Below are 21,003 nucleotides of genomic sequence, written 5' to 3' on the forward strand. Positions count from 1 at the left end.
TGCTCGCGTTGGGCGCGGCCGCGCTGGTCAAGTACCTGTTCTTCTCGGGCCGAGGAGATTGATCATGCACCGCATTCTACTTGCGGCTCTCGCTGCTGTCCTCGTCTCGCCAGCGGCTCTCGCGCAGGACAGCCTGGCTCGCGGGGAGCAGGATTTTCGGGCCTGTGCAGCATGTCACTCCCTCGAGCCCGACCGCAACATGACCGGCCCGAGTCTTGCAAACCTCTGGGGGAGGAAGGCTGGCAGCTTGCCGAGTTTCGACCGCTACTCCGACGCGCTGAAAGCTTCGGGGATCATTTGGGATGACCGCTCGCTGGATTCCTGGTTGACAGACCCGGAACGCATGGTGCCGGACAACGCCATGCCGTTCGAGGGCATCAAGGACGCGCGCGCGCGCGCCGATCTGCTCGCCTTCCTGAAGGAGGCGACCAAGCCAGGCGCACCGCCGGGGCAATCGGCGCAAGGAATGGACGGCATGATGGGCGGGGGCATGATGGGCGGAATGATGGGAGGTGGGCGCGTTCCAAACCTGAGGAGCATTCAAGCTTCCGAGCGCGTCACTGGCATCACTCACTGCCGGGACACCTATCGCGTGACTACGGCCGACGGCAAGACGCGCGCGTTTTGGGAACGCAATCTCCGGATCAAGACGGATTCCAGCAAGGACGGTCCGGAGAGCGGGGCTCCGGCCATCGTGCCGGCCGGAATGATGGGCGATCGCGCCGATGTGATTTTCGCGGCGCCCGAGGAGATCAGCAAGATGATCGAGCCGCGGTGCTGAGCCTCGTCGGCATTCCGAACGGCTCGGTTCGGGCGCGTTGGTGGTGCACACTCCGATCGTCTCCGAAACCGCGGTTACAAGCTCCGGGAGCGTTCGATGGGTTTCTACAACGACTTCGTGCTGCCGAGGCTTCTCGATCTCGCGATGAGCAACAAGCAGCTCCTGCCTTTTCGCGAACGCGTGATCGGCGCCGCGGAGGGCCGCGTGTTGGAGATCGGCGTTGGCTCGGGCCGCAACCTGCCGTTCTATCGATCGCCGGCGAAGGAAATATTGGCGCTTGAACCTTCTCCGAAGCTGGTCGCCATGGCTCGCGGAACCGTGCATGCGGGCTTGCCCGTGCAATTCGTCGAAGCTTCCGCCGAAGCCATTCCGCTCGACGATGGTACCGTCGACAGCATCGTGACCACCTGGACCTTGTGCAGCGTTCCGCAGGCTGCTCTAGCGCTTGCCGAGATGCGCAGGGTGCTTCGCCCCGGCGGCAAGCTCCTGTTCTCCGAGCATGGCCTGGCGCCTAGTGCGAGCGTGCGTTGGTGGCAGGACCGCTTGACGCCGCCATGGCGGCGCATCAGCGGCGGCTGCCATCTTAATCGTCCGATCCGCTCCATGATCGAGGACTCGGGATTCCGCATCGACCGGATAGACACCGGCCATATAGCCGGACCGAAGCCGATGACCTTCATGTACGAAGGCAGTGCCCGGCCAGGCTGATTCAAGCTCGCGCGACGCATGGAGCGGTTCTGGTCGATCTGATCGTGCGTTCGGTCCTCCATATCCGCGGCAAATACGACGGACTGAAGATGGACGCATTCCTGTTCGCCCCACGCTGGAGATGTTGGGAAAGATGGACCGACCGGCCGAGCGGCCCGCCGGTGGTTTGCCCGATCGTGTGAACCGCGCCTTACAATCGGGAATTTGTGATAGTGTTCGGTCCCGGTCCTTGCTATCCGTGGCCTCGATGATACGGCAGATTGGCCATAGCTCCTTCGCTTTCGGCTTGCGCGGCCTGCTGACCGTGCTGCTCACGCTCGCCTATGTCATGGTCGGATTTGCAGGGGAAATCGCGTGCGCCGGCGAAACGCTCGAGAGCGCCGATCGGATCGAAATTTCTGACGCACTTGCCAGTTCAGACCAAGTCAAGGGGGACCAAGGATCGAAGAAGACGGTTACCGTCGTCGATCATTGCTACAGCTGCGTCCCCCTGCTGATTCCGCCGCCCGTCCTCGTTGCCGAGCCGGCCTCAAAAGCCGTTCCCCCGGCATACGCCACGCCGACGTTCCTACTTGAGGATCACTCGGGACTCGATACGCCGCCCCCCAAATACCGGACCTGAGAGCGTCTTCTCGGAGCGCGCGAGCGCTCGATTGATCTGCTTGGTCAGGCAACTGCTCATGTTTCGGACGAAGGCCACGCGAGTTGCGTGTGCGATGGCGTTTCTGGTCAGCCCGTGGCTCACGGGCGGGGCGCATTCGCAAACCCTGACGATGAGAGCCGCGCTTGCGCGCGCGCTCGCTGCCAGCCCTCGTCTAACTGCGGCCGAGCGTGATGTTGGGATCGCGACCGGACAGCGCATCCAGGCCGGAGTGCTGCTGAATCCCGAGGTCTCCTACGAACAGGATGATTCATTAGGCACGGGCAAGTATCGGGGCACGAAGTCCGCAGAGACAACACTGCAGATCAGCCAGGCTTTCGAGTGGTTCGGAAAGCGGGAGGCCCGCATAGCGGCCGGTGCGGCCGGTGTCGAGGCGGCGGCAGTCCAGCGTCAGGCCGTCCGGCTCGAGGTCCTCTCCGAGGCCGCCATCGCCTTCCTCAACGTGCTGGGCGCACAACGCCGAATCCAGGTGCTCGACGACCAGGTCGCCGCCATCGACCGGCTGACCCCGCTGCTGCAGCGGCGCGTCGAGGCCGGCGCGTCCTCGCCAGCGGAGACGGGGCGGGCGGAAGTTGCCTCCGCACTGGTCAAGGCGGACCGGGAGCGGCTCCGATCGACGCTCGCGAGCGCGCGGCGCGAACTGGCGGTGCTGATGGGAGACGCCGCGCCCAAATTCGCCTCGGTCTCCGGACGGCTCGATGCCACCGGGCGGCCGCCTTCGTTTCAGTCGGTCGTCGCCGCGATCGACGCGAACCCGCAACTGGTCCGCTGGACCGCGATCTACGCGCAACGGAATGCGGAACTGCTGTTGGCCCGGCTGAAGCCTTATCCCGACGTCCGGATCGCCGCCGGATGGCGCCACTTCAACGAGACCAACGATGATGCCGTCCGGTTGACGCTCTCGGTACCGATCCCGGTGTTCGACCAGAACCAGGGCAACATCCTCTCGGCGCAGGAGAGCCTGGCCAAGACCAGGGCGGAGCGGGAAGCGAACCGGAATGCGCTGATCGTGATCGCGGGGCGCGCCTACGACTCGCTGCAGGGGTCGCTGCGGGAGCTTGCCATCCTGCGCGAAGTTGCGATCCCGAAGGCGGAGCAGGCGGCACAGGCCATATCGGATGGATACGGGCAGGGCCGGTACACACTTCTGGAGGTCCTGGACGTCCAGGCGAGCCTCGCACAGGCGCGACTGCGCGAGCAGGAGGCACTGCAGAACTTCCACGTTGCCGTCGCGACAATCGAAGGATTGGTCGGCAATCCCTTTTCGCTCGCGCGCGAGAGCTCAAGATGATCCGGTCACTCACCCGATTTTTGGTCTTCTTTCTGGTTGCCGGGACCCTCGCCTACGCGGGCTATCGGATGCTGACACCGGCGACCACCAAGACGGTTGCCACGGAGAAGTCCGAAAAGGAAGAAGAGCATTCGGACAGCGTCGCCATGAGCGACGCCAAGGTCGCCAGCGCCGAGATCGAGCTTGCGAAAGCAGGGCCTGCAGTGCTGCACGACAGCCTGCTGCTGAATGGCATGGTCCAAGCCAACCAGGAATCGCTGGTTCAGATCACCCCGCGCTTTCCGGGCCTCGTTCGCGAGGTTCGCAAGCGAATTGGCGACCGGGTCGAAAAGGGCGACGTTCTGGCGATCGTCGAAAGCAACCAAAGCCTGACGCCTTACGAACTGAAGGCCGCTCTGGCGGGCACGATCATCGATCGGCAGACCACGCTCGGCGAATACGTCTCCGAGCAGAAGCCGGCGTTCGTAATCGCCGACCTCTCGACCGTGTGGGTCGATTTCTCCGTGTACCGGCGCAACCTAAGCCGCGTGAGGATCGGCGACCAGATCCTGATCGATCCGGCGGACGGCGGAGCCAAGATCGAGGCCAGGATTTCGTATGTGTCGCCGGTAGGCAGCAGCGAGACCCAGAGCGCGCTGGCCAGGGCCGTCGTACCGAATGCCGGACAACGCCTGCGACCCGGCCTGTTCGCCACCGGCCGATTGATCCTGTCCGAAAAGAAGGTGGCGGTAGCCGTGAAATCCTCGGCCTTGCAGACCGTCGAGAACCGCACCGTCGTGTTCGTCCGCGACGGGGAGAAGTTCGCAGCCCGCGACGTCGAGCTCGGCGAGCGCGATCCGGACTTCGTGGAAGTCACGTTCGGCGTCCTCGAAGGCGATCTGTACGCGGCCCGGAACAGCTTCATCGTCAAGGCCGAAATGGCGAAAGGGGGAGCGGACAATGATTGACGGCATTCTCTCCTTCGCCATCCGCCAGCGCTGGCTGGTGATGATCGGCGTTCTCGCCATGGCCGGCTTCGGCGCCTGGAATTTCACGCGTCTGCCGATCGATGCGGTTCCCGACATCACCAACGTCCAGGTGCAGATCAACAGCAGGGCCCCCGGCTACTCGCCCCTTGAGGTCGAGCAGCGGATCACGTTTCCGATCGAGACCGCCATGGGCGGACTGCCCCGACTCGAGAGCACGCGGTCCCTGTCGCGCTACGGGCTCAGCCAGGTCACGGTGATCTTCAAGGACGGCACCGACATCTATTTCGCCAGGCAATTGGTCAACGAGCGGATTCAGCAGGTCAGGGATCAGTTGCCGACCGCCATAGAGACCGCCATGGGACCGATCTCCACCGGGCTCGGCGAGATCTACATGTACACGATCGAGGCCAAGCCGGAGGCCCGCAAGGCAGGCGGAGAGACGTACACTCCGACCGACCTGCGCACGATCCAGGACTGGATCGTCAGGCCACAGCTACGGACCGTTGCGGGCGTTAGCGAAGTCAATTCCGTCGGCGGGTTCGAACGGCAGTTCCAGGTGCTGCCGGACCCCGCGCAACTGATGGCCTACAAGCTCAGCTTCCGCGACATCATGGCGGCGCTCGCCTCGAACAACGCGAACGTCGGCGCCGGCTACATCGAGCGCAACGGCGAGCAGTACCTGGTCCGCACGCCGGGTCAGGTCGCGAACGTCGAGGAGATCAAGGATATCGTAATCGGGTCTCGAAACGGTTTTCCGGTGCGGGTATCCGACGTTGCCGACGTCAGGGAGGGAACGGACCTTCGCACCGGCGCGGCGACGTTGAACGGGACGGAAGTGGTGTTAGGCACCGCCATGCTGCTGATCGGCGAGAATCCCCGCACCGTCGCGCAGCGCGTCGCCTCGAAGCTCAAGGAGATCGGACGCTCGCTGCCCGAAGGAATTATCACGCACACGGTCTATGACCGCACACGCCTGGTCGAAGCAACGGTCGCGACGGTAGCGAGGAATCTCTTCGAGGGCGCGCTGCTGGTGATCGTGGTGCTCTTCCTGACGCTCGGAAACTTCAGGGCCGCGGTCGCGACCGCGTGCGTGATTCCGCTGTCCATGCTGTTCGCGATCACCGGCATGGTGGAGAACAAGATCAGCGCCAACCTCATGAGCCTGGGCGCCATCGACTTCGGCATCATCATCGACGGTGCGGTGATCATCGTGGAGAACTGTCTCCGCCTGCTGGCGCTGGAGCAGCGCCGTCTGGGCCGCGTTCTCACCCGAGAGGAACGATTCGAGACCATCCTCGCCGGCTCGCGCGAGGTCATCCGCCCCAGTCTGTTCGGCACCTTCATCATCGCCGTCGTCTATTTGCCCATCCTCACGCTCACCGGCGTCGAAGGCAAGATGTTCACGCCGATGGCCTTGACGGTGCTGATGGCGTTGACCGGCGCCAGCATCCTGTCCTTGACGTTCGTGCCGGCGGCCGTGGCGCTCGTCGTCACCGGCAGCGTCTCCGAACACGAAAATATCTTCATGCGAACGGCGCGCCGCATCTATTCGCCGCTGCTCGCCGCATCGATCCGAAACAGGTTCGGCGTGGCGGTCATCGCGGCGCTGCTCGTCGCGGTCTGCGGAATCGCGGCATCCCACATGGGCGGTGAGTTCATCCCCGGCCTCGACGAGGGAGATGCCTCGGCCGAGGTCGTCCGCATCCCTAGCGTGAGCCTTACTCAGTCGGTGGCGATGGAATCCATGCTGGAGAAGCGATTGACCAAGCTTCCAGAGGTCAAGGAGGTGTTCGCCCGCACCGGCACGGCGGAGGTTGCGACCGACCCCATGCCGCAATCCACCTCGGACAACTACGTCATGCTCAAGCCGAGAAAGGAATGGCCCGATCCGCAGAAGCCGAAGGCCGCCGTCGTCGCGGAAATCCAGCAGGCCGCGGAAGACGTCCCCGGCAGCGCCTATGGGTTCTCGCAGCCCATCCAGCAGCGCATGAACGAACTCATCTCCGGCGTGCGGAGCGATGTCGCCGTCAAGATATTCGGCGACAACCTAGACGAATTGATCCAGGCCGCGAGCCGGGTCCAAGCGGTCCTGCAGAGGGTGGAGGGGGCCGCCGACGTGAAGGCCGAGCAAGCGGCCGGATTGCCGGTGCTCACGGTCCAACTGAACCGGCAGGCCCTTGCGCGCTACGGGATCAACGTTGCCGACGTCCAGACGCTCGTCGAAATGGCCGTGGGCGGCAAGAGCGCCGGCCGTGTTTTCGAAGGCGACCGTCGCTTCGACATCGTCGTTCGACTGCCGGACAATCTGCGTTCGGACGTCGACGCGATCAGGTCGTTACCGGTGCCGCTACCCCCGGTCGAGAACCCGGCCAAGGCGACTACCGCCCTCTGGGCCGGTTCGCCGCTCGCGCAAATCCGCTACGTGCCTCTGTCCGAGCTCGCTCAGGTCGATGTCACGCCGGGTCCCAATCTGATTACCCGCGAGAATGGCAAACGGCGGATTGCCGTGACGACCAATGTGCGGGGGCGCGATCTCAGTTCGTTCATCGCCGATGCCCAAGACCAAGTCACCAGCAAGGTGAAGCTTCCGGCCGGTTACTGGATCGGTTGGGGCGGCCAGTTCGAACAGCTCATCTCCGCGACGCAGCGTCTGATGATCGTCGTGCCGCTCGCGCTGTTCCTGATCTTCCTGCTGCTCTTCATCAGCCTCGGATCGGCGCCCGACGCATTGCTGGTGTTCAGCGGAGTGCCGCTCGCACTCACCGGCGGCGTCGTCGCGCTCCTGCTGCGCGGGATTCCGCTCTCGATCAGCGCCGGAATCGGCTTCATCGCGCTTTCCGGGGTCGCCGTGCTCAACGGCCTGGTCATCATCACCTTCATCGAGAAGCTTCGGCGGGAAGGCCAAGCGCTGGTGGATGCGGTCCGGGAAGGCGCGCTGACGCGGCTGCGGCCGGTCCTGATGACTGCGCTCGTCGCCTCTCTCGGCTTCGTCCCGATGGCGATCGCCACCGGCGCCGGCGCGGAGGTGCAGCGGCCGCTCGCGACCGTCGTCATCGGCGGGGTCATCTCGTCGACCATCCTCACCCTGTTGGTGTTGCCAGCGCTCTACGTTCTGTTCAGGCGCGAGGCCAACCAACCGCTTTCAATTGCCGCCAAACTGATGGGAGAACGTTCATGAGGATAATCAGTTGGATTGTCGCCGCGCTGCTGCTCGCCACGCCGGCGGCTGCCGAAGACTACGAAAAAGGCCCCAACGGCGGGCTGATGCTCGACGTGGCCGGCATCGACGCCGAACTCCTGACGTCGGGCAATACGGTCACCATCAACGTTTTCGAGCCCTTCAAGGCGAAGCCGGTATCGACCAAGGGCTATGTAGGGGCCGTGCTGATCGCCGGCGGATCGGCCCGCGAAACGGTCACCCTCTCGCCCCAAGGCGAGAACTCGCTCAAGGGCGAGGCCAAGAATCCGATTCCCGCCGGCACCACGATTACTCTCACGATCAAGACCGCCGAAGGGAAGTCGGGCCAGGCCAAATTCAAGAAGTAAGGACCTGGGTGGTGTCGGACGGACATCGAGTGATGTCGGGCGCTGGCAGTCTGCCGATCTTGGCGGTGCTGACGACGATCGTCCTTGCGACCGAGGCAACGCGAGACGCCCGGGCGCAGCCGCTGAAAGCGACGATAGTCGGCTTAGGCGCAGCGACATGCCAACAGTTCAACCACGACGTCACATCGAACCCGCTGATCCGGAAAGATTACATGGCTTGGGCGCAAGGGTTCATGAGCGGCATCCTGTCGAGCAGGCCGCCGGGCGTGGACGAGGGGCTTGATCTTGCTCCGCCGACGTTCCCGCTCATGCGGCAACTGGATTTCCTGGGCGACTACTGTGCGCGAAACGCCTCGCTCGATTTCTCGGATGGCGTAGCGGCCCTCTACAAGCGTCTGCGCCAGGAGGGAAAGACGTGAAACGGGCGAAGCTCCAGAGCCTCTCGCCACACCAAAGAGAAAGATGATGAAAGACGTCGGATCGAGCGCAAAGATGCGATTTCAAGTCGAGGGCATGGACTGCTCCTCCTGCGCGACCAAGATCGAGAACGCCGTGCGGCGGATGCCCGGCGTCACCGACGTGTCCGTTTCCGTCGCCGGCGGCACCGTCACTGTGGGACACGACGGCCTCGATCGCGACGACATCGGGAATCGGATTTCCAGTCTTGGTTATCGGGTGGCCAGCGCCGAGAGCGACGGTTTCGCGGGCGAAGGAGGAAAAACCGCTCAGGAGACCCGTTCGAGTGACGATGCCACCGCCTGGTGGCGTACCCGAAAGGGAATGCTCGCGATCGGATCCGGCATCGCTCTGGCTGCGGCATTCGCGTTGGGCAAGGCCGTACCCGCCACCGAGCACTGGGCTTTTCTGGTTGCGATGCTGGTCAGCCTCGTTCCGATCGCGCGCCGCGCCATCGCCGCTGCGGGGGCCGGCACTCCGTTCTCGATCGAGATGCTGATGTCGATCGCAGCCGTCGGCGCGGTGATCATCGGCGCGACCGAGGAGGCCGCGACCGTCGTCTTTCTATTTCTGATCGGAGAGCTCCTGGAAGGTGTTGCCGCAGGCCGCGCCCGCGCCAGCATTCAAGGCCTGACGGCACTCGTTCCGAAGACGGCTCGCCTCGAGGAGGACGGTCGGGTGCGGGACGTGCCTGCCGACAGCCTTCAAATCGGAGCGACGATCCAGGTCAGGCCCGGTGACCGCGTTCCTGCCGATGGTGTCGTCCTTTCCGGAGAGAGCACAGTCGACGAGGCGCCGGTCACCGGCGAGAGCACGCCCGCCCGGAAGGTCGCGGCAGCGACCGTATTCGCCGGCACGGTGAACGGCGAGGGCCTTCTGCGGGTGCGGGTGATCGCCGCGGCGGCCGACAACACCATCGCGCGCGTGGTGCGCCTGGTCGAGGAGGCGCAGGAGTCCAAGGCGCCGACTGAGCGCTTCATCGACCGGTTCTCGCGGTACTACACTCCCGGGGTTGTCGTGGTTGCGGCCCTGGTCGCCCTCGCACCTCCCCTTCTGTTCGGCGACGACTGGGTCGGCTGGATCTACAAGGGGCTGGCCGTCCTCCTGATCGGATGTCCCTGCGCACTCGTCATCTCCACGCCCGCCGCCATCGCCGCCAGCCTGTCCACCGGCGCACGCCGGGGGCTTCTGCTCAAGGGCGGCGCGGTTCTCGAGCAGATCGGCCGGATCACCGTTGCTTGCTTCGACAAGACAGGCACGCTCACCGCGGGCAAGCCGCAGGTGACGGACATCGTCGGCTTTGCCCATAGCGAGAAGGACGTTCTGCGGATGGCCGCAGCGCTCGAATCCGGATCGAGCCATCCGCTTGCGGCCGCGATCCTGTTCAAGGCTGCGGCGGAGAAGACGCGGATCCCGCCGGCCTCCAACGCATCGGCTATCGGCGGCAAGGGCGTGCGCGCGACCGTGGAGGGGACGGAGGTTTTCCTCGGCTCGTCGAAAGCCGCTGCGGAATTGGCGGCCGTCACGGATGCGCAGCAGGCGCGGATCGCGGTGCTGAACGACGAGGGTAAGACCGTCTCCTTGCTCGTCATCGGCGAGAAGATCGCAGGTGCGATAGCCATGCGCGACGAGCCCCGTCCGGACGCCGAACGGGGTCTCAAGCTGCTTTCGGAAGCGGGCATTCGCACCGTAATGCTGACCGGCGACAACCGACGGACCGCCCGCGCGATCGGCAGACAACTCGGCATCGACGTCGAAGCCGAACTTCTGCCCGAGGACAAGCAGCGCATCGTCGGCCGGCTCCAGCAGCAAGGGTCCGTGGTGGCAAAGGTCGGCGACGGCATCAACGACGCGCCGGCGCTCGCCGCCGCCGACGTCGGCATCGCCATGGGCGGAGGCACGGACGTGGCGCTGGAGACAGCGGACGCCGCGGTGCTGCACGGTCGCGTGTCGGACATCGCGGCCATGGTCGACTTGTCCAAGCGGACCATGAGCAACATCCGGCAGAACATCAGCATCGCGCTCGGATTGAAGGCAGTCTTTCTCGTCACCACCGTGGTCGGGATCACCGGTCTTTGGCCCGCCATCCTCGCCGATACCGGCGCGACCGTGCTGGTGACCTTGAACGCGCTGCGTCTGCTCAAGCCCTCGGGAGGGTAGCATGAAAGCGCCGGCTGCCACCTTTGCGAACTCTATCCTCGCTCTGTTGCTCTCGGCGACGATGATCGGCCAAGCCAACGCCCGCGGCAGCATGGCCAGCGAAAGACCCTGGGCAGCCGAACACATCGAGGGACTGCCCAAGGATATCCGCCATCATGTCGAGGGGCACGCCAACGTCTGCGGCAATCCGCCGGCTGCGTCGCACTATTTTTCGGTATCCATAGAGTCCTCGGGACTGCGCTTTCGCGCTCAGCACTTCGAAGACTTCGCGTGCACCAGGCCGTCTCTGGTTTGCCGGCCGAGTGGCTGTCTCCACGAAGTGTTCGTGGATGACGGAAGGCACCAGCGGCTCGTCTTCAGCGTCTATGCGCGTGATATGAAGTTGACGAACGAGGGCGGGACGGCGGGCATCGAGGTGGTCGACGCCCCTGGTCTGAGAGCCTTCGTGTGGGACGGCCGTCGCTTCGTACCCTCGAGAGCACGGAAAACCGGGCGGTAGGCCATCTTTCCGGAACATTGCACGCTTCAGCATCCGGAGCGCGTAGTTGTCGCGAGAACGACCTCAAGAAGGTGCCGAACACGATCATCACTGGACCAACCGGACAGCCCAGTTCTCACGGCCGAATATAGTTTTTAAGACATAGAACCGGCATATGCTCTAAACATCGTGGCCGGCGCCTCACCGGCGGCCATCTTGCCATCGGAGAAAACACGGCAGAGCGACGTAGTAGGTCACTCAGTGATGCCGTCGAAACCCGAGGAGTGACCCGGCTTGGAACGGAGAGCTTCTTTCCTGCTTTTCCCGGTGAGGCATGGAGTAGGCGGAAGATGAGCGACCGGGCAATGACTATCAAACTGGCGATCGCGGCGGCCTCGCTGACAATCACAACCGCGGTATCGGCTCAGCCTCTGACGTGGACCACGTATGCCATTCCCGAGACCGGCACCTCCGTCGACTTTCCGGCCTCGATCTTCAGCGAGGCAGCCGGCAAACCGGACGGTAGGGGGCAGCGCTTTCGCACCGCCGACGGCAGGGCGGACCTTACCATCCAGGCGGTCCCGAACGCCTCGAACGATTCGCCGGCCGCCTTTCTCGCGAAGAAAGGTCCGCCATCACGGATCCAGTACAAGCGGGTGACTTCGCGCTTTTTTGCGGTGTCCAGCTACAAGCGGGACAAGGTCTGGTACGATCGCTGCAACTTCTCGCGTGGCATAATCCACTGCGTGCTGATCAATTACCCGGCGAGCGAAGAGCATGAGTGGGACGACATCGTCACGCGCATCAGCCTGTCACTCCGCGGCAGGTAGAACTTCCGGGCGCAGCGGGCGCCTGATCGGAGCGGCGGCATGCATGCCTGCCGATCGATCAGTGCAGTTTGCGACGAAGACGCTTGATCATTTCACGTAGCTGATCGATGTAATCCTGCACGACCTTTCGGGCCTCCGCCTCGCGCGATGGATCAGGAGCAGGCTCGTTCGGCGGTTCCTTTTCTGCCATCTCTGCAGACTAGTCCGCTGGCTCGGCATGAACCAGCGATAACCACGCTTTCAGCCTTCGTTCAGTCCGCCAGTCCTACATCCGCCGCTTACACGGCGAGGTAGGCCGATGCCCTCGACCCCATGGCCGCCGCAGTGGATTGGCTCGATGCCTACCGCGCCGGCGACATCGAAGCACCACCAACGGCCCCTGCCGGGATTGCGAAATGCAGAGGCTCCGCGTTGTCCACCTGTTGCGCAGGCCTGTGCACAATTCTAGGCCGTAGGCGCCGGGTCTTCCTTGACGCCGCGGGCGACGATCCGGAGCGCTCCGTCCGGAAGCGGCCGCTGCAGCTTCAGGGCTTCCTCTGCAGGCGCTGTCAGCCAGGTCTCAACCTCTTCGGGCCCGGTCAGTATCACGGGCATCGCCTTTGGATGGATGGTGCCGACCTCTGCGTTCGGCTCCGTTGTGAGGAACGCGTACAGGTCGTTGGTGGTCTCGCCTTCCTTGACCTTCCTGACCGACGTCCAATTGGTCCAAATGCCGGCGAAGCAGAGTAGCGGGCGGCTCTCGTCCAGAGCGAACCAGATGTCGCCGCCCTCGGCTTTGTTGAACTCGCTGAAGGAGTTGAAGGGCACCACGCAGCGGCTCTCGACATCCAGCCAGCGCGTCCAGTGCTTGCTCTTGACGTTGCGGATGTTGGTGGTTCCGGAATCCGGCTCCATCCGGAGCAGCTCCTTGAAATCGACGGTCTTGCCCTTGGCCTGTAGCTTCTCGGCCCGCTTCTTCGTCGCGTCCATCAGCGCCTTTGATGAGGATGGCATGCCCCAGCGTGCGGTAGCGAGCTCCCGGCCCTCGGCGCCATTGCGCACGATCGGAGCCTTATAGTCCGGAAAGACGCCGGGCATCGGCGCAAGGTTACCGACGTACCTATTGACGACGCGGAAGAGCGCGCTGATGGCGGCCTGATTGGTGGTGATCGAGTAGAGATTGCACAAGTCTTCAGGTCTCCTGGTCCGGATGGCGTGCCCGCTGCGCCAGCTGCAGCAGGGTGGTGGTCGGCCGGCGCCCCGCCTTCGCACACTTGCTGCAGCGAAGTCGGCTGGCCAGGTCGTGGACGAAAGTGGTCGGCGGATGGCGAAGCGTGGCCATGTCGACGTCGCGGGCGGCTTTGCAGCGGGAGCATTCGATCTGGAGCCAGCTATAGCCGCCGTTGATCGCCTGGTCGATCGTCGGCGACGGGTCGATCGGTTCGCCATCCGACCACATGCGTTCATTCCAGCTTTCGCACAGCAGCTTGTCCGCCGTCCGGATCAGCGCCTCGCCCTTGGCCCGTGCCTCGGCGGACTGCGCCGCGAGGATCGTCGTCACCGCGCGCGACCTGCCGAGCTCCTTGCTCAGCGCCTTGCGGTCTCCTCCGGAGAGAGGGGTGGGGTGGTGCTTCGGCGCCATCGCCCCCGCCTAGTCGAAGACAGCCCAGCAGCCGTCTTCCTCATGGCGCCCGGTCCGCTGGGCGCAGGTGTTGTCCAGCAGTCGCTGGCCGACGTTCCGCCAGATTGCCTCCGGACCATACAGCCTGACGGCGTCCACTTTCTGTATCTCGACGGTCCTGCTGCAGCGGCCGCAGGCCACCCGCAACAGGTGCCCCTGGATGTCAGCCAGTCGTTGCGTCCGGATCGAGGGCCTCAGCGGCGCGCGGTCGGCGGAAACGTCGTCCAGCATTGCTTTCCAGTATTCCGGCGGCAGGTCGTCGCCTGGTGCCAGTGCAGGCGTGGCAGGTGCCTTTCTGCCGACGGCGCCGACCGTGGCCATCCTTTCCATCTGCTTTCGGGTCGGCATGCGCCATCCGGCGGGGCGGTCAGTCATGCCGCGATAAGAACATAACAAGAACAACGAGTCGAGTCCGAGAACCTTTCGATGATCCCCGACCCGGTTGGGGTTAGACCACGGCTCAGGCCGCGGAAAAACTGCCTCAATCGTTCGCCTCGGAGCCTGGCCGGTCATACCTTCGTCGAAGAGGTGCAGCGCGCAACCGATCTCGATGCGCCAGCGCCTCGACGGCTGGGAAAATGCCGGAAGCGCCTCACGGCCACCACCTTCCGGAGGACACTGCGCCGACAAAAAAAGCGCACCGGCCAGCGTGGGAGTGCTTCGGTCGAGCTACCGAAGCCGGGAAAGCGCCTCGTTCAGAAAGGCGTTCGTGATTCTGTCGTGCTGCGCTCGCGCCGTCAGCCGGGCAGCTTCGTTCACCACCCAAGCTGCGTCGCTCATGGGACGGCCGGCCAACGACCGGCTCGCTGGCGACAGATCGATCGCGTCGTGCGGCCGAACCTTGAGCATGCCGGTCAGAGCCAGCTTGACCTCTTCTGCAGTAGGGTAATCGACGAGCACCGTATGATCGAAGCGTCCGGTCCGCAAAACGGCGGGATCGAGCGCTTCCTTCCTGTTCGTCGTCGCCAACACTAGGACGCCGTTCTTGGCTGCGGCCTCGATCATCCTAAGGATCTCGGTCAGTTCCTCGACCTTGTGATCTTGGGACATAGGTCCTCGTGCCGACGCTACGGCATCGATCTCCTCCAGGACGAGCAGCGACGGGGCGCTCCGCTTGGCCTGCTCGAAGGCCTGCCGCATCGCGACCGTCGTCTGATGGATGAACGGGCTTCCGACCTCCCCGAGGTCCAGCCTGAACGTCGGCCGCCGCAGCGCGGCGACCAGCGTGTCCACCGCGTGGGTCTTGCCCGATCCGGGTGGTCCGTAGAGCAAAATTCCGTTCGGCAACTGAACTCTGAGCGCCTGATACCTCTCGGGATCGGCGCTTGGCTCGAGGACGTACTCGCGAAAGAAGGCCTCGAGTGCCGGGCGACCGGGTAGGGCGAAGGCTTCCGGAGGGACCGGCTCCGCTAGTTCAGAGACACCGAGCGCCGACAGGAAGAACTTGATGTCGTCGGCCGAGACCCAAGGATTGGCGGCGCGCACCGATCCGACGTCCAGGGCGGATGCCTGCGAAGCGGTGAGTATCTGCGCGGCGACCTGCCCCATATCCTCCGTGGCCCCTACGTTCTTCACCGCTAGGCACGCTTTCAGCGCCGGTAGAAACAAGGCGCTCGCCACCTCGGCCCGCGGTGCGCGCCCGCGCATGCCAACGATCGCCACGCCGAGGGCTCTGACGTCGCTGGTGGTGGGTAGTCCGAAGCGCTTCGGCCACTGCTGCAAGGGCACGGGCTCGGAGGACTTTGCCACCGGCACGCTCAGGAAGCGGCGGCTGCCGAACTCGAACTCGGCGAACTGCGAGGCACCGTCGATCCGGGCCGCGTCATCCGCAACCGGCTCCCCGCAGGCGAGGACGAGCATCAGGGCGTCGCCGGCCTGCTCCTGCAGCACCTGATAGCCAGGCCCTTCCGTCCGCAGCCTGCCGACAGTGCCGGATGCCAGCTTTTGGCCTATCGGAAACCAAGGAAAGCCGGACATGCTACTTCATGAGTCCGGCAAGAGCCGCGCTGGCCGCGTTCTTGGCTGTGGTCGGTATCTGGTTATCGAGGATGCGCCCGATGATCCGACGCAGTCCGTCCAGATCGTTTCGGTCGATGCAGGCCTGTCCCTCCGCGACCAGCCTGTCGTGGAGCCCCTTGTCGATGGCAAGGTGACGTTCGCGTGAGAAGGCGAGGAACAAGTCGACCTGAAAGCCAGGATGCTCCTTGGCGCCGCTGATGAAGATCGCGAACATTTCGGAGTGCGACTTTCGCGCGTCGTCGGGCCGACCGTGACGGAGCGCGTCCCGAACCTGCGCCTGCAGTGAGTCGAACCGGTCGTTCGTGGCTTTGGACGCGTGGGAACGGACGATTGAATCGTAGTCCCGGACCAGACGATCCGTCTCTTCCGTCAGAACGGCGCCCACGTTTTCAGGACGGTTCTTGATGCGGGAGATTTCCTGCCTGATGGCGCGGCCCTCCTCGGCGATCGATCGCCGCGTATCCGCTTCGAAGGACGTCCTCAGATTCTCGCGTTGCTCATCCAGCCGCCGATTCAGTTCCTCGGTCTCGGCGCTGCGCTTCGCGCCGAGGGCGCGCTCGAGTTCTTCGAGTTCGGTCGCGGTCGTGTCCAGGACGGAGTTGGCGAGTTCTTCGCCTTCGTGCCCTTCGAAGCTCTTTCTGGCTCCGTGATCGGTGAACATCTTGCCGGTGTCGAAACGGCGGCCGATCGATGGCACTTCGAGCGCGCAGTTCAGAAGGCCGTTCTCGTCGAGATTCCAGTGTACGCGGACGACGTCGCCGCGACGGATGATATCGCCGATCTCCAGTTGCGAGCTCTCGACGCGGAAGCTGCCGACGTGGAGATTGAGGGCAGGATCCGTCACGCCAGCCTCCATCTGGTAGACCTCGAAATCGAGCCCTCCCTTTTCTCCGCCCTTGAGATCGTTCGCGGCCCGGTACGTTTCTGTGCCGCTCGCCGGAATCGATTGTCCCTTGGCCACCAGTTCGTGGAGCGTATTCCTGGGGAGGCCGCCTTCGTCGACCACCACTTTGACGGCGATGGTGTGCGTGATCGGCGTGCCCGAAGACGACGCGTCCGTGCGCTTCACCACGAGCCTCGTTTCGGCCTCCTGAACGGGATTTCCCGATCGGTCGAACACCATCACCCGGAACTGGTTGTCGCCCCGGCGCGCGACGGGCACGTCGTTGACGGAGGTGGTGCCGTCGAGAGGCAGCTGTCCGCTTGTCCAGCCCATGTCGCTGTCGATCTGGAGACGATAGCCTTGGCCTTGCGCTTCCGCCTGCGGCCTGACGCGAATCCGGATCCGCGCGTCCGAGGTGCGCTCCGGATAGCCGTACTCGACCTTGACCGACCCGCCGGCCTTGGCCGTCGCCCGGGTCGGTTTGGCCGTCACCGCTTCGCCGGACCAATCCCGGCTCTCGGCGAAGATCGCCGCCCCGAATGCGACCGCGGTCATGGGATCGGAATCGAGGTCTCCGGCGATGCCAAGCTGTTCCGGCACGCGCGAACGCACAATCGGCATGCGGGTCGGACCGCCGATGAACACGACGCGATCGATGTCGCCGCTCTCGTAGCCGTTCTCCTTGAGCAGCTTCCGGCACGCGTCGATCGATCGGTCGACCTGATCGGAGATCAGATCCTCGAGTTGCCGGCGGTCGAACGGAATGTCGAGATAGATTTCCTTGCCGGACAGGTCGCGGGACGCGAGTTGGCTCTCGTCGGCGGAAATGCGCGTTGAGGGCTGCGCGGACAATTCGATTTTGGCCTTCTCCGCATAGAAGGCCGCGATCCTGAGCACGCGCTGATAGGTCGGATCCCTCTGCAGGTCGTCCGGAAGATCGAACTGGTCCATGAGCCAGGGCCGGACGATTTCGTTCACGACGCGGCGGTCGAAATCGGTGCCGCCCAGCATGTTGATGCCGCCGTGGCCCACGACGTTGATCGTACCGCCGACGCTCTGCACGATGGCGACGTCGAACGTACCGCCTCCCAGATCGTAGACGAGAAATTGACCGTCCTTCAGCGCCGAGTTGCGGCGTTGACGATCGGCGATCGACGCCATCGCGGCTGCGATCGGTTCCTGGACCAGGCCGACACGGCCGATGCCGGCGGCCTGCGCCGCACGCATGGTGGCTTCGCACTGCATCTGATTGAACGCCGCCGGGATGGTGATGACCGTGCCCTCCAGATCGAACTGACCTGCCGCGAGCTTGGCCTGCGCCAGAAGCGTCTTGAGCACTTCGGCGCTCGCTTCCTCGGCGCTCATCGTCCGGTCGGCGCTCTTGAATTCAATCGGGCTCGAGGTTCCCATGAGCCGTTTGAACTTCTTGCCGACGTTCTCCGGCGAGAAGGCGTCCTGCTCGTAGGCCCGCTTTCCGACGAACATGCCGCCGCGACGGTCGATCATAATCGCGCTCGGCAGCACGTCCGATCCGTCCACCGTCTTGTAGAGGCGCAATTCCCGACCGTCGTTACCGACAATGGCCGAATTGGATGTTCCCAAATCGATGCCGAGGTACATGCTCACTCCTTGCTCGCCAGATAGACCTTGCCCATCAGAACGGGACGCATGTCCACGATGACGGCGGGCTCGATGGTACGCGCAACCACGACGTCGGCGCGTCCCTGAAACTCATCCCCGTTGACGGCAGATACCGGCAGGTTGACCTCGAAGTCCATCCCGTCGAACGACTGAACCGACATCCTGCGATCTCGGAGAAGTTCATCGAGTCGGTCGGCGGCGTAGCGCCCCTGCGAGGCGTATCTCTCACGCCGGTCCTCGGGAACGCTGTCCAGAGCCCGCTCCAGCACGCGCAGCAGCTTCCAATATTCGACCGCGAGCCGCGCCATCGTATCTTCGCCGTCCGTCATGATCGTCCCTCGTTCGCGTGCATCGTTTCCTGCTCGCTCATCGCCGCGTCGTCGACGCCCCGGATGGTCGCCACGACGACGCGAGAGCACGCCCCTCGGACTCCAGCGAGTACCGCTTGCCGATCAGCTCGGCGTCCACGGCATCCTTGTCGCTCTGCCGATAACGATAGTCGCTGCAGCGCGAATTGTAGTCGTCGACGGCCGCGCTGAAGCGCTGGCCCTGTACGCCGGCTTGAATAAGGGGACGGGCGGCCTCGATCCGAACGCGCTGGAATGCGCAGTAGCGGATATTCGCCCGGGTCAGCGCCAGGCCGGTGCCCACTTGGGGCATCGTCTCGCCCGTGTCGAATGTTTCGGTCCTTTGCGGGGGCGGCGCTGTCGTCTGAGACGGAGCCGGCGTTTGCGGCCATGGTTGGGTGTTAGAATAGGCCGGCGGCGACCGGTATTGCGTCGTCTGCGGTCCCGAACTGCTTCCCCCGTTGGCCAGAATGGCCCAGAGCCCGCCGCCCACGATTACGACGCCCCAAAACCACATGACGCGGGTGTTGGCCTTGCGCTTGGCCGCCGCCGCGTCCCGAATGGTCCGCACGGCGCTCAAATTCTCTTCGTCGGTCTCCAGCGTCAGGAGCCTCTCCGCGAGTTGCTCGGTCTCCTTCCACTTTTGCGCCTTAAGATTCTTCGTCAGGTCGTTCTCGACGAGGATCTTGCGGGCCGCGCGCTGGTCTTCCCGGAGCATCGCGAGCATATCCGGAGAAGGCGGCTTATGAACCGCATGGTCGAGAAGTCCTTGGATGATCTTGTCGGCGGCTTGCGGCAACGACGAATCGTTGTTCAGCGAAAGAGCGATCGAGCGGACGAGACGCCAAGGCGCGTCCGAAAAGGGCAGTTTGGCGGTCGCATCGACTGCGGCTGAGAACTTGTCGTAGATCGATTTCACGCTTCCGACGGACCCGGGGCCGAAGCCGGCCTTGCCCAATTCGCCTTCGATCGTGCGGTGCGAGTTGTTGGCCTGCTCGCAGGCCTGCAGCAGCGGCGTGAGCAACTCGTCGGCCAGCTTGTCGTTGCGGAGCTCGGCGAGCTGCTTCGTATCTTCAGCCATCTGGTCGGCGGCGCGCGGCAGGTGGCCGAAGACGCCGGACGCGATGGAAACGACCTTCTCCGCGCCTTCGAATTCGCGTTGATCGTTGGACAGATCGAGAGCGAGTTGCCGAACGGTCCCGTACATCTCGCGCGCGGCGGGATCCTCGCGCTGGCGGTGAGTCTCGTAGGTTTGGACTGGCCGAACCAGCGACATCCAGAAGCGCAGCGCCTGATCAAGTTTTCGATACGCTATGTCCGGCTTCGGGTTCTTGCGAATCTCGTCGCAGGCCGTAACCACGGCTTCCCTACGTTTGGAGAGCTCGGAAGCCACGGTTTGACGGAACATCGACACGTAGACGTCGAGTCTGAAGACCGCAGCACCGTCACCGCCGGCGACGATTCTGGAGACGAACAGATCGAAGAGTGCCACGGCCTGGTCGCCGAAGCCGAGGGTCTCGATCACCGCTCTGGTCTGACGATCGAGCAATTTGGAAAGCGCCTCGCTGACCGCGTCGCGGTCAACGCGGCCCAAGGCGATTTCCTGCCGCACGTCGTTGATGGCGTCGCAAACGGCTCCTGGCGCGACGGCGGCCTGCGCCCCGATCAGCTCACAGAAATGTTCGAGCCGCAGCGGCGCCGCCGAGCCGTAATGAGCGATGACGTTCGATCTCGGAAGCGAATGCAGTCGTGTCAGGCTCTCCTTGATCTCGCCCAGCGGCCTTCCGCTGCGGATATCGGACACGATCTGTGTCGCCAGCTTCGGATCGACGTCGAGGAAGCCGCCGATTTCGGCTTCGATCCGGAGCCTCGGCGTCAGAAGCGTCTGCTGCGCGCGCATGAGGACGTCCGGCTCGTCAGCCTCATCCTCGACCGCGTCTTCGTACGCCTCCTTGACAGCCGCGGGCTTCGCGTCGAGCGGCAGCCCGAGGAGAACGAAGGGATTCTTGAGGAGATTGAAGTCGCCGCCCGCGATCGGCCTGGCGGGACTCTCCGACAGCACGCGCGCGCGATGGGAGCGATACAGTTCAGCGTTCTCAGGGGCCAGCCGAATGGCGTCATCGAAGTCGGCAAGGGCGCGCTCGCGGTCACCTTTCTTCGCCCACACCAGGGCTCTGAGCCCATGTGCATGGGCGTCTTTGGGACTTAGCCTCAGCGCGCGATCGAAGTCCTGCAGCGCCTCGTCATATCGACGCATGCGTGCCTTCAAAAGCCCTCGCTGCCGATGAGCCTTGGCGTCTCGGGGATTCCGAGAAATGGCATCATCGCACTCGACTATTTGGGCTTCGAGATCTACCTCGAGCTCTGCGCTTGTGCCGTCCGAAGACATGGAATCCGTGATGCAAAAAACTGGAAAGTTAACGTACTACTGCCCGAGCCAAATCGCGATTGAACCTTCTATGTAGCGCAACCGCAACGACCACGCTTGGGATCTTTGCTTATGGTTTTCCGACCCAGCCATTGGACTAGCGGGATTCTCACTCGAGTACGCTGCGGTAAGTTAGTACAGTTGCC

Annotated in this window: 18 protein-coding genes; 11 read left to right on the forward strand and 7 right to left on the reverse strand. The window is 64.1% G+C overall.

The features are described from left to right. Positions 1 to 64: 64 nt before the first annotated feature. The 11 genes from IVA91_RS29710 to IVA91_RS29760 all read left to right on the forward strand — a co-directional run bounded on the left by IVA91_RS29710 (position 65) and on the right by IVA91_RS29760 (position 11,879). The gene (locus IVA91_RS29710; RefSeq protein ID WP_247459872.1) at positions 65 to 781 is read left to right on the forward strand and encodes a c-type cytochrome; all 717 of its coding nucleotides are present in this window, start codon (positions 65 to 67) and stop codon (positions 779 to 781) included. A 96-nt stretch (positions 782 to 877) separates the two neighbouring features. Continuing rightward, a complete protein-coding gene (locus IVA91_RS29715) occupies positions 878 to 1,489 on the forward strand; it encodes a class I SAM-dependent methyltransferase (protein WP_247459874.1) in 612 nt (203 codons plus the stop codon). 133 nt (positions 1,490 to 1,622) lie between these two features. After that, positions 1,623 to 2,111 (forward strand): hypothetical protein, encoded by a 489-nt coding sequence (locus IVA91_RS29720; RefSeq protein WP_247459876.1) that lies wholly within the window; start codon positions 1,623 to 1,625, stop codon positions 2,109 to 2,111. A gap of 58 nt (positions 2,112 to 2,169) precedes the next feature. Continuing rightward, on the forward strand, positions 2,170 to 3,441 hold the full coding sequence (gene ihpA / locus IVA91_RS29725) for a divalent metal ion exporter subunit IhpA (protein ID WP_247459878.1): 1,272 nt from the start codon (positions 2,170 to 2,172) through the stop codon (positions 3,439 to 3,441). Beyond that, the gene (gene ihpB / locus IVA91_RS29730) at positions 3,438 to 4,388 is read left to right on the forward strand and encodes a divalent metal ion exporter adaptor subunit IhpB (protein ID WP_247459879.1); all 951 of its coding nucleotides are present in this window, start codon (positions 3,438 to 3,440) and stop codon (positions 4,386 to 4,388) included. The genes ihpA and ihpB overlap by 4 nt, the downstream gene beginning before the upstream one ends. Further along, positions 4,381 to 7,587 carry a CusA/CzcA family heavy metal efflux RND transporter gene (locus IVA91_RS29735; protein ID WP_247459881.1) on the forward strand — a complete coding sequence of 1,069 codons (3,207 nt, stop codon included), beginning with the start codon at positions 4,381 to 4,383 and terminating at the stop codon, positions 7,585 to 7,587. The genes ihpB and IVA91_RS29735 overlap by 8 nt, the downstream gene beginning before the upstream one ends. Beyond that, positions 7,584 to 7,955 carry a hypothetical protein gene (locus IVA91_RS29740; protein ID WP_247459883.1) on the forward strand — a complete coding sequence of 124 codons (372 nt, stop codon included), beginning with the start codon at positions 7,584 to 7,586 and terminating at the stop codon, positions 7,953 to 7,955. Before IVA91_RS29735 ends, IVA91_RS29740 begins: the two co-directional genes overlap by 4 nt. Before the next feature lie 32 nt (positions 7,956 to 7,987). Then, a complete protein-coding gene (locus tag IVA91_RS29745) occupies positions 7,988 to 8,374 on the forward strand; it encodes a hypothetical protein (protein ID WP_249809580.1) in 387 nt (128 codons plus the stop codon). Positions 8,375 to 8,420: 46 nt separating this feature from the next. Continuing rightward, positions 8,421 to 10,571, forward strand: coding sequence for a heavy metal translocating P-type ATPase (locus IVA91_RS29750; protein WP_247459920.1), 2,151 nt, complete (start codon positions 8,421 to 8,423; stop codon positions 10,569 to 10,571). 1 nt (position 10,572) lies between these two features. Next, complete coding sequence (locus IVA91_RS29755) at positions 10,573 to 11,070, forward strand: hypothetical protein (RefSeq protein ID WP_247459888.1); 498 nt, start codon at positions 10,573 to 10,575, stop codon at positions 11,068 to 11,070. Positions 11,071 to 11,414: 344 nt separating this feature from the next. Further along, complete coding sequence (locus tag IVA91_RS29760; RefSeq protein WP_247459889.1) at positions 11,415 to 11,879, forward strand: hypothetical protein; 465 nt, start codon at positions 11,415 to 11,417, stop codon at positions 11,877 to 11,879. Positions 11,880 to 12,323: 444 nt separating this feature from the next. On the opposite strand, the gene IVA91_RS29765 is transcribed toward IVA91_RS29760, so the two are convergent. The 7 genes from IVA91_RS29765 to IVA91_RS29795 form a co-directional block, all read right to left on the reverse strand. Further along, the gene (locus tag IVA91_RS29765) at positions 12,324 to 13,046 is read right to left on the reverse strand and encodes an SOS response-associated peptidase family protein (protein ID WP_247459891.1); all 723 of its coding nucleotides are present in this window, start codon (positions 13,044 to 13,046) and stop codon (positions 12,324 to 12,326) included. A gap of 4 nt (positions 13,047 to 13,050) precedes the next feature. Then, the gene (locus IVA91_RS29770; protein WP_247459894.1) at positions 13,051 to 13,500 is read right to left on the reverse strand and encodes a hypothetical protein; all 450 of its coding nucleotides are present in this window, start codon (positions 13,498 to 13,500) and stop codon (positions 13,051 to 13,053) included. Positions 13,501 to 13,509: 9 nt separating this feature from the next. After that, on the reverse strand, positions 13,510 to 13,887 hold the full coding sequence (locus IVA91_RS29775) for a hypothetical protein (protein ID WP_247459895.1): 378 nt from the start codon (positions 13,885 to 13,887) through the stop codon (positions 13,510 to 13,512). 321 nt (positions 13,888 to 14,208) lie between these two features. Then, positions 14,209 to 15,516: an ATP-binding protein gene (locus IVA91_RS29780; protein ID WP_247459897.1), complete on the reverse strand. Its 1,308-nt coding sequence runs from the start codon at positions 15,514 to 15,516 to the stop codon at positions 14,209 to 14,211. Between the two features lies 1 nt (position 15,517). Continuing rightward, positions 15,518 to 18,061 (reverse strand): Hsp70 family protein, encoded by a 2,544-nt coding sequence (locus IVA91_RS29785; RefSeq protein ID WP_247459921.1) that lies wholly within the window; start codon positions 18,059 to 18,061, stop codon positions 15,518 to 15,520. A 2-nt stretch (positions 18,062 to 18,063) separates the two neighbouring features. Then, a complete protein-coding gene (locus tag IVA91_RS29790) occupies positions 18,064 to 18,411 on the reverse strand; it encodes a hypothetical protein (RefSeq protein WP_247459899.1) in 348 nt (115 codons plus the stop codon). A gap of 37 nt (positions 18,412 to 18,448) precedes the next feature. Next, entirely contained in the window at positions 18,449 to 20,818 is a 2,370-nt protein-coding gene (locus IVA91_RS29795) for a tetratricopeptide repeat protein (RefSeq protein WP_256466421.1), read from the reverse strand. Between the last annotated feature and the right edge of the window lie 185 nt (positions 20,819 to 21,003).

The sequence above is a fragment of the Bradyrhizobium sp. 153 genome, assembly GCF_023073835.1.
Lineage (GTDB): Bacteria > Pseudomonadota > Alphaproteobacteria > Rhizobiales > Xanthobacteraceae > Bradyrhizobium.

What these genes read in the sequence shown, in the direction of transcription:
- ihpA (WP_247459878.1), top strand. Translation starts at nt 2,170, where the DNA reads ATGTTTCGGACGAAGGCCACGCGAGTTGCGTGTGCGATGGCGTTTCTG.
- IVA91_RS29770 (WP_247459894.1), bottom strand. Translation starts at nt 13,500, where the DNA reads ATGGCGCCGAAGCACCACCCCACCCCTCTCTCCGGAGGAGACCGCAAG.
- IVA91_RS29735 (WP_247459881.1), top strand. Translation starts at nt 4,381, where the DNA reads ATGATTGACGGCATTCTCTCCTTCGCCATCCGCCAGCGCTGGCTGGTG.
- IVA91_RS29740 (WP_247459883.1), top strand. Translation starts at nt 7,584, where the DNA reads ATGAGGATAATCAGTTGGATTGTCGCCGCGCTGCTGCTCGCCACGCCG.
- ihpB (WP_247459879.1), top strand. Translation starts at nt 3,438, where the DNA reads ATGATCCGGTCACTCACCCGATTTTTGGTCTTCTTTCTGGTTGCCGGG.
- IVA91_RS29755 (WP_247459888.1), top strand. Translation starts at nt 10,573, where the DNA reads ATGAAAGCGCCGGCTGCCACCTTTGCGAACTCTATCCTCGCTCTGTTG.
- IVA91_RS29750 (WP_247459920.1), top strand. Translation starts at nt 8,421, where the DNA reads ATGAAAGACGTCGGATCGAGCGCAAAGATGCGATTTCAAGTCGAGGGC.
- IVA91_RS29790 (WP_247459899.1), bottom strand. Translation starts at nt 18,411, where the DNA reads ATGACGGACGGCGAAGATACGATGGCGCGGCTCGCGGTCGAATATTGG.
- IVA91_RS29720 (WP_247459876.1), top strand. Translation starts at nt 1,623, where the DNA reads ATGGACCGACCGGCCGAGCGGCCCGCCGGTGGTTTGCCCGATCGTGTG.
- IVA91_RS29745 (WP_249809580.1), top strand. Translation starts at nt 7,988, where the DNA reads ATGTCGGGCGCTGGCAGTCTGCCGATCTTGGCGGTGCTGACGACGATC.
- IVA91_RS29760 (WP_247459889.1), top strand. Translation starts at nt 11,415, where the DNA reads ATGACTATCAAACTGGCGATCGCGGCGGCCTCGCTGACAATCACAACC.
- IVA91_RS29715 (WP_247459874.1), top strand. Translation starts at nt 878, where the DNA reads ATGGGTTTCTACAACGACTTCGTGCTGCCGAGGCTTCTCGATCTCGCG.
- IVA91_RS29795 (WP_256466421.1), bottom strand. Translation starts at nt 20,818, where the DNA reads ATGTCTTCGGACGGCACAAGCGCAGAGCTCGAGGTAGATCTCGAAGCC.
- IVA91_RS29710 (WP_247459872.1), top strand. Translation starts at nt 65, where the DNA reads ATGCACCGCATTCTACTTGCGGCTCTCGCTGCTGTCCTCGTCTCGCCA.
- IVA91_RS29775 (WP_247459895.1), bottom strand. Translation starts at nt 13,887, where the DNA reads ATGCCGACCCGAAAGCAGATGGAAAGGATGGCCACGGTCGGCGCCGTC.
- IVA91_RS29780 (WP_247459897.1), bottom strand. Translation starts at nt 15,516, where the DNA reads ATGTCCGGCTTTCCTTGGTTTCCGATAGGCCAAAAGCTGGCATCCGGC.
- IVA91_RS29785 (WP_247459921.1), bottom strand. Translation starts at nt 18,061, where the DNA reads ATGTACCTCGGCATCGATTTGGGAACATCCAATTCGGCCATTGTCGGT.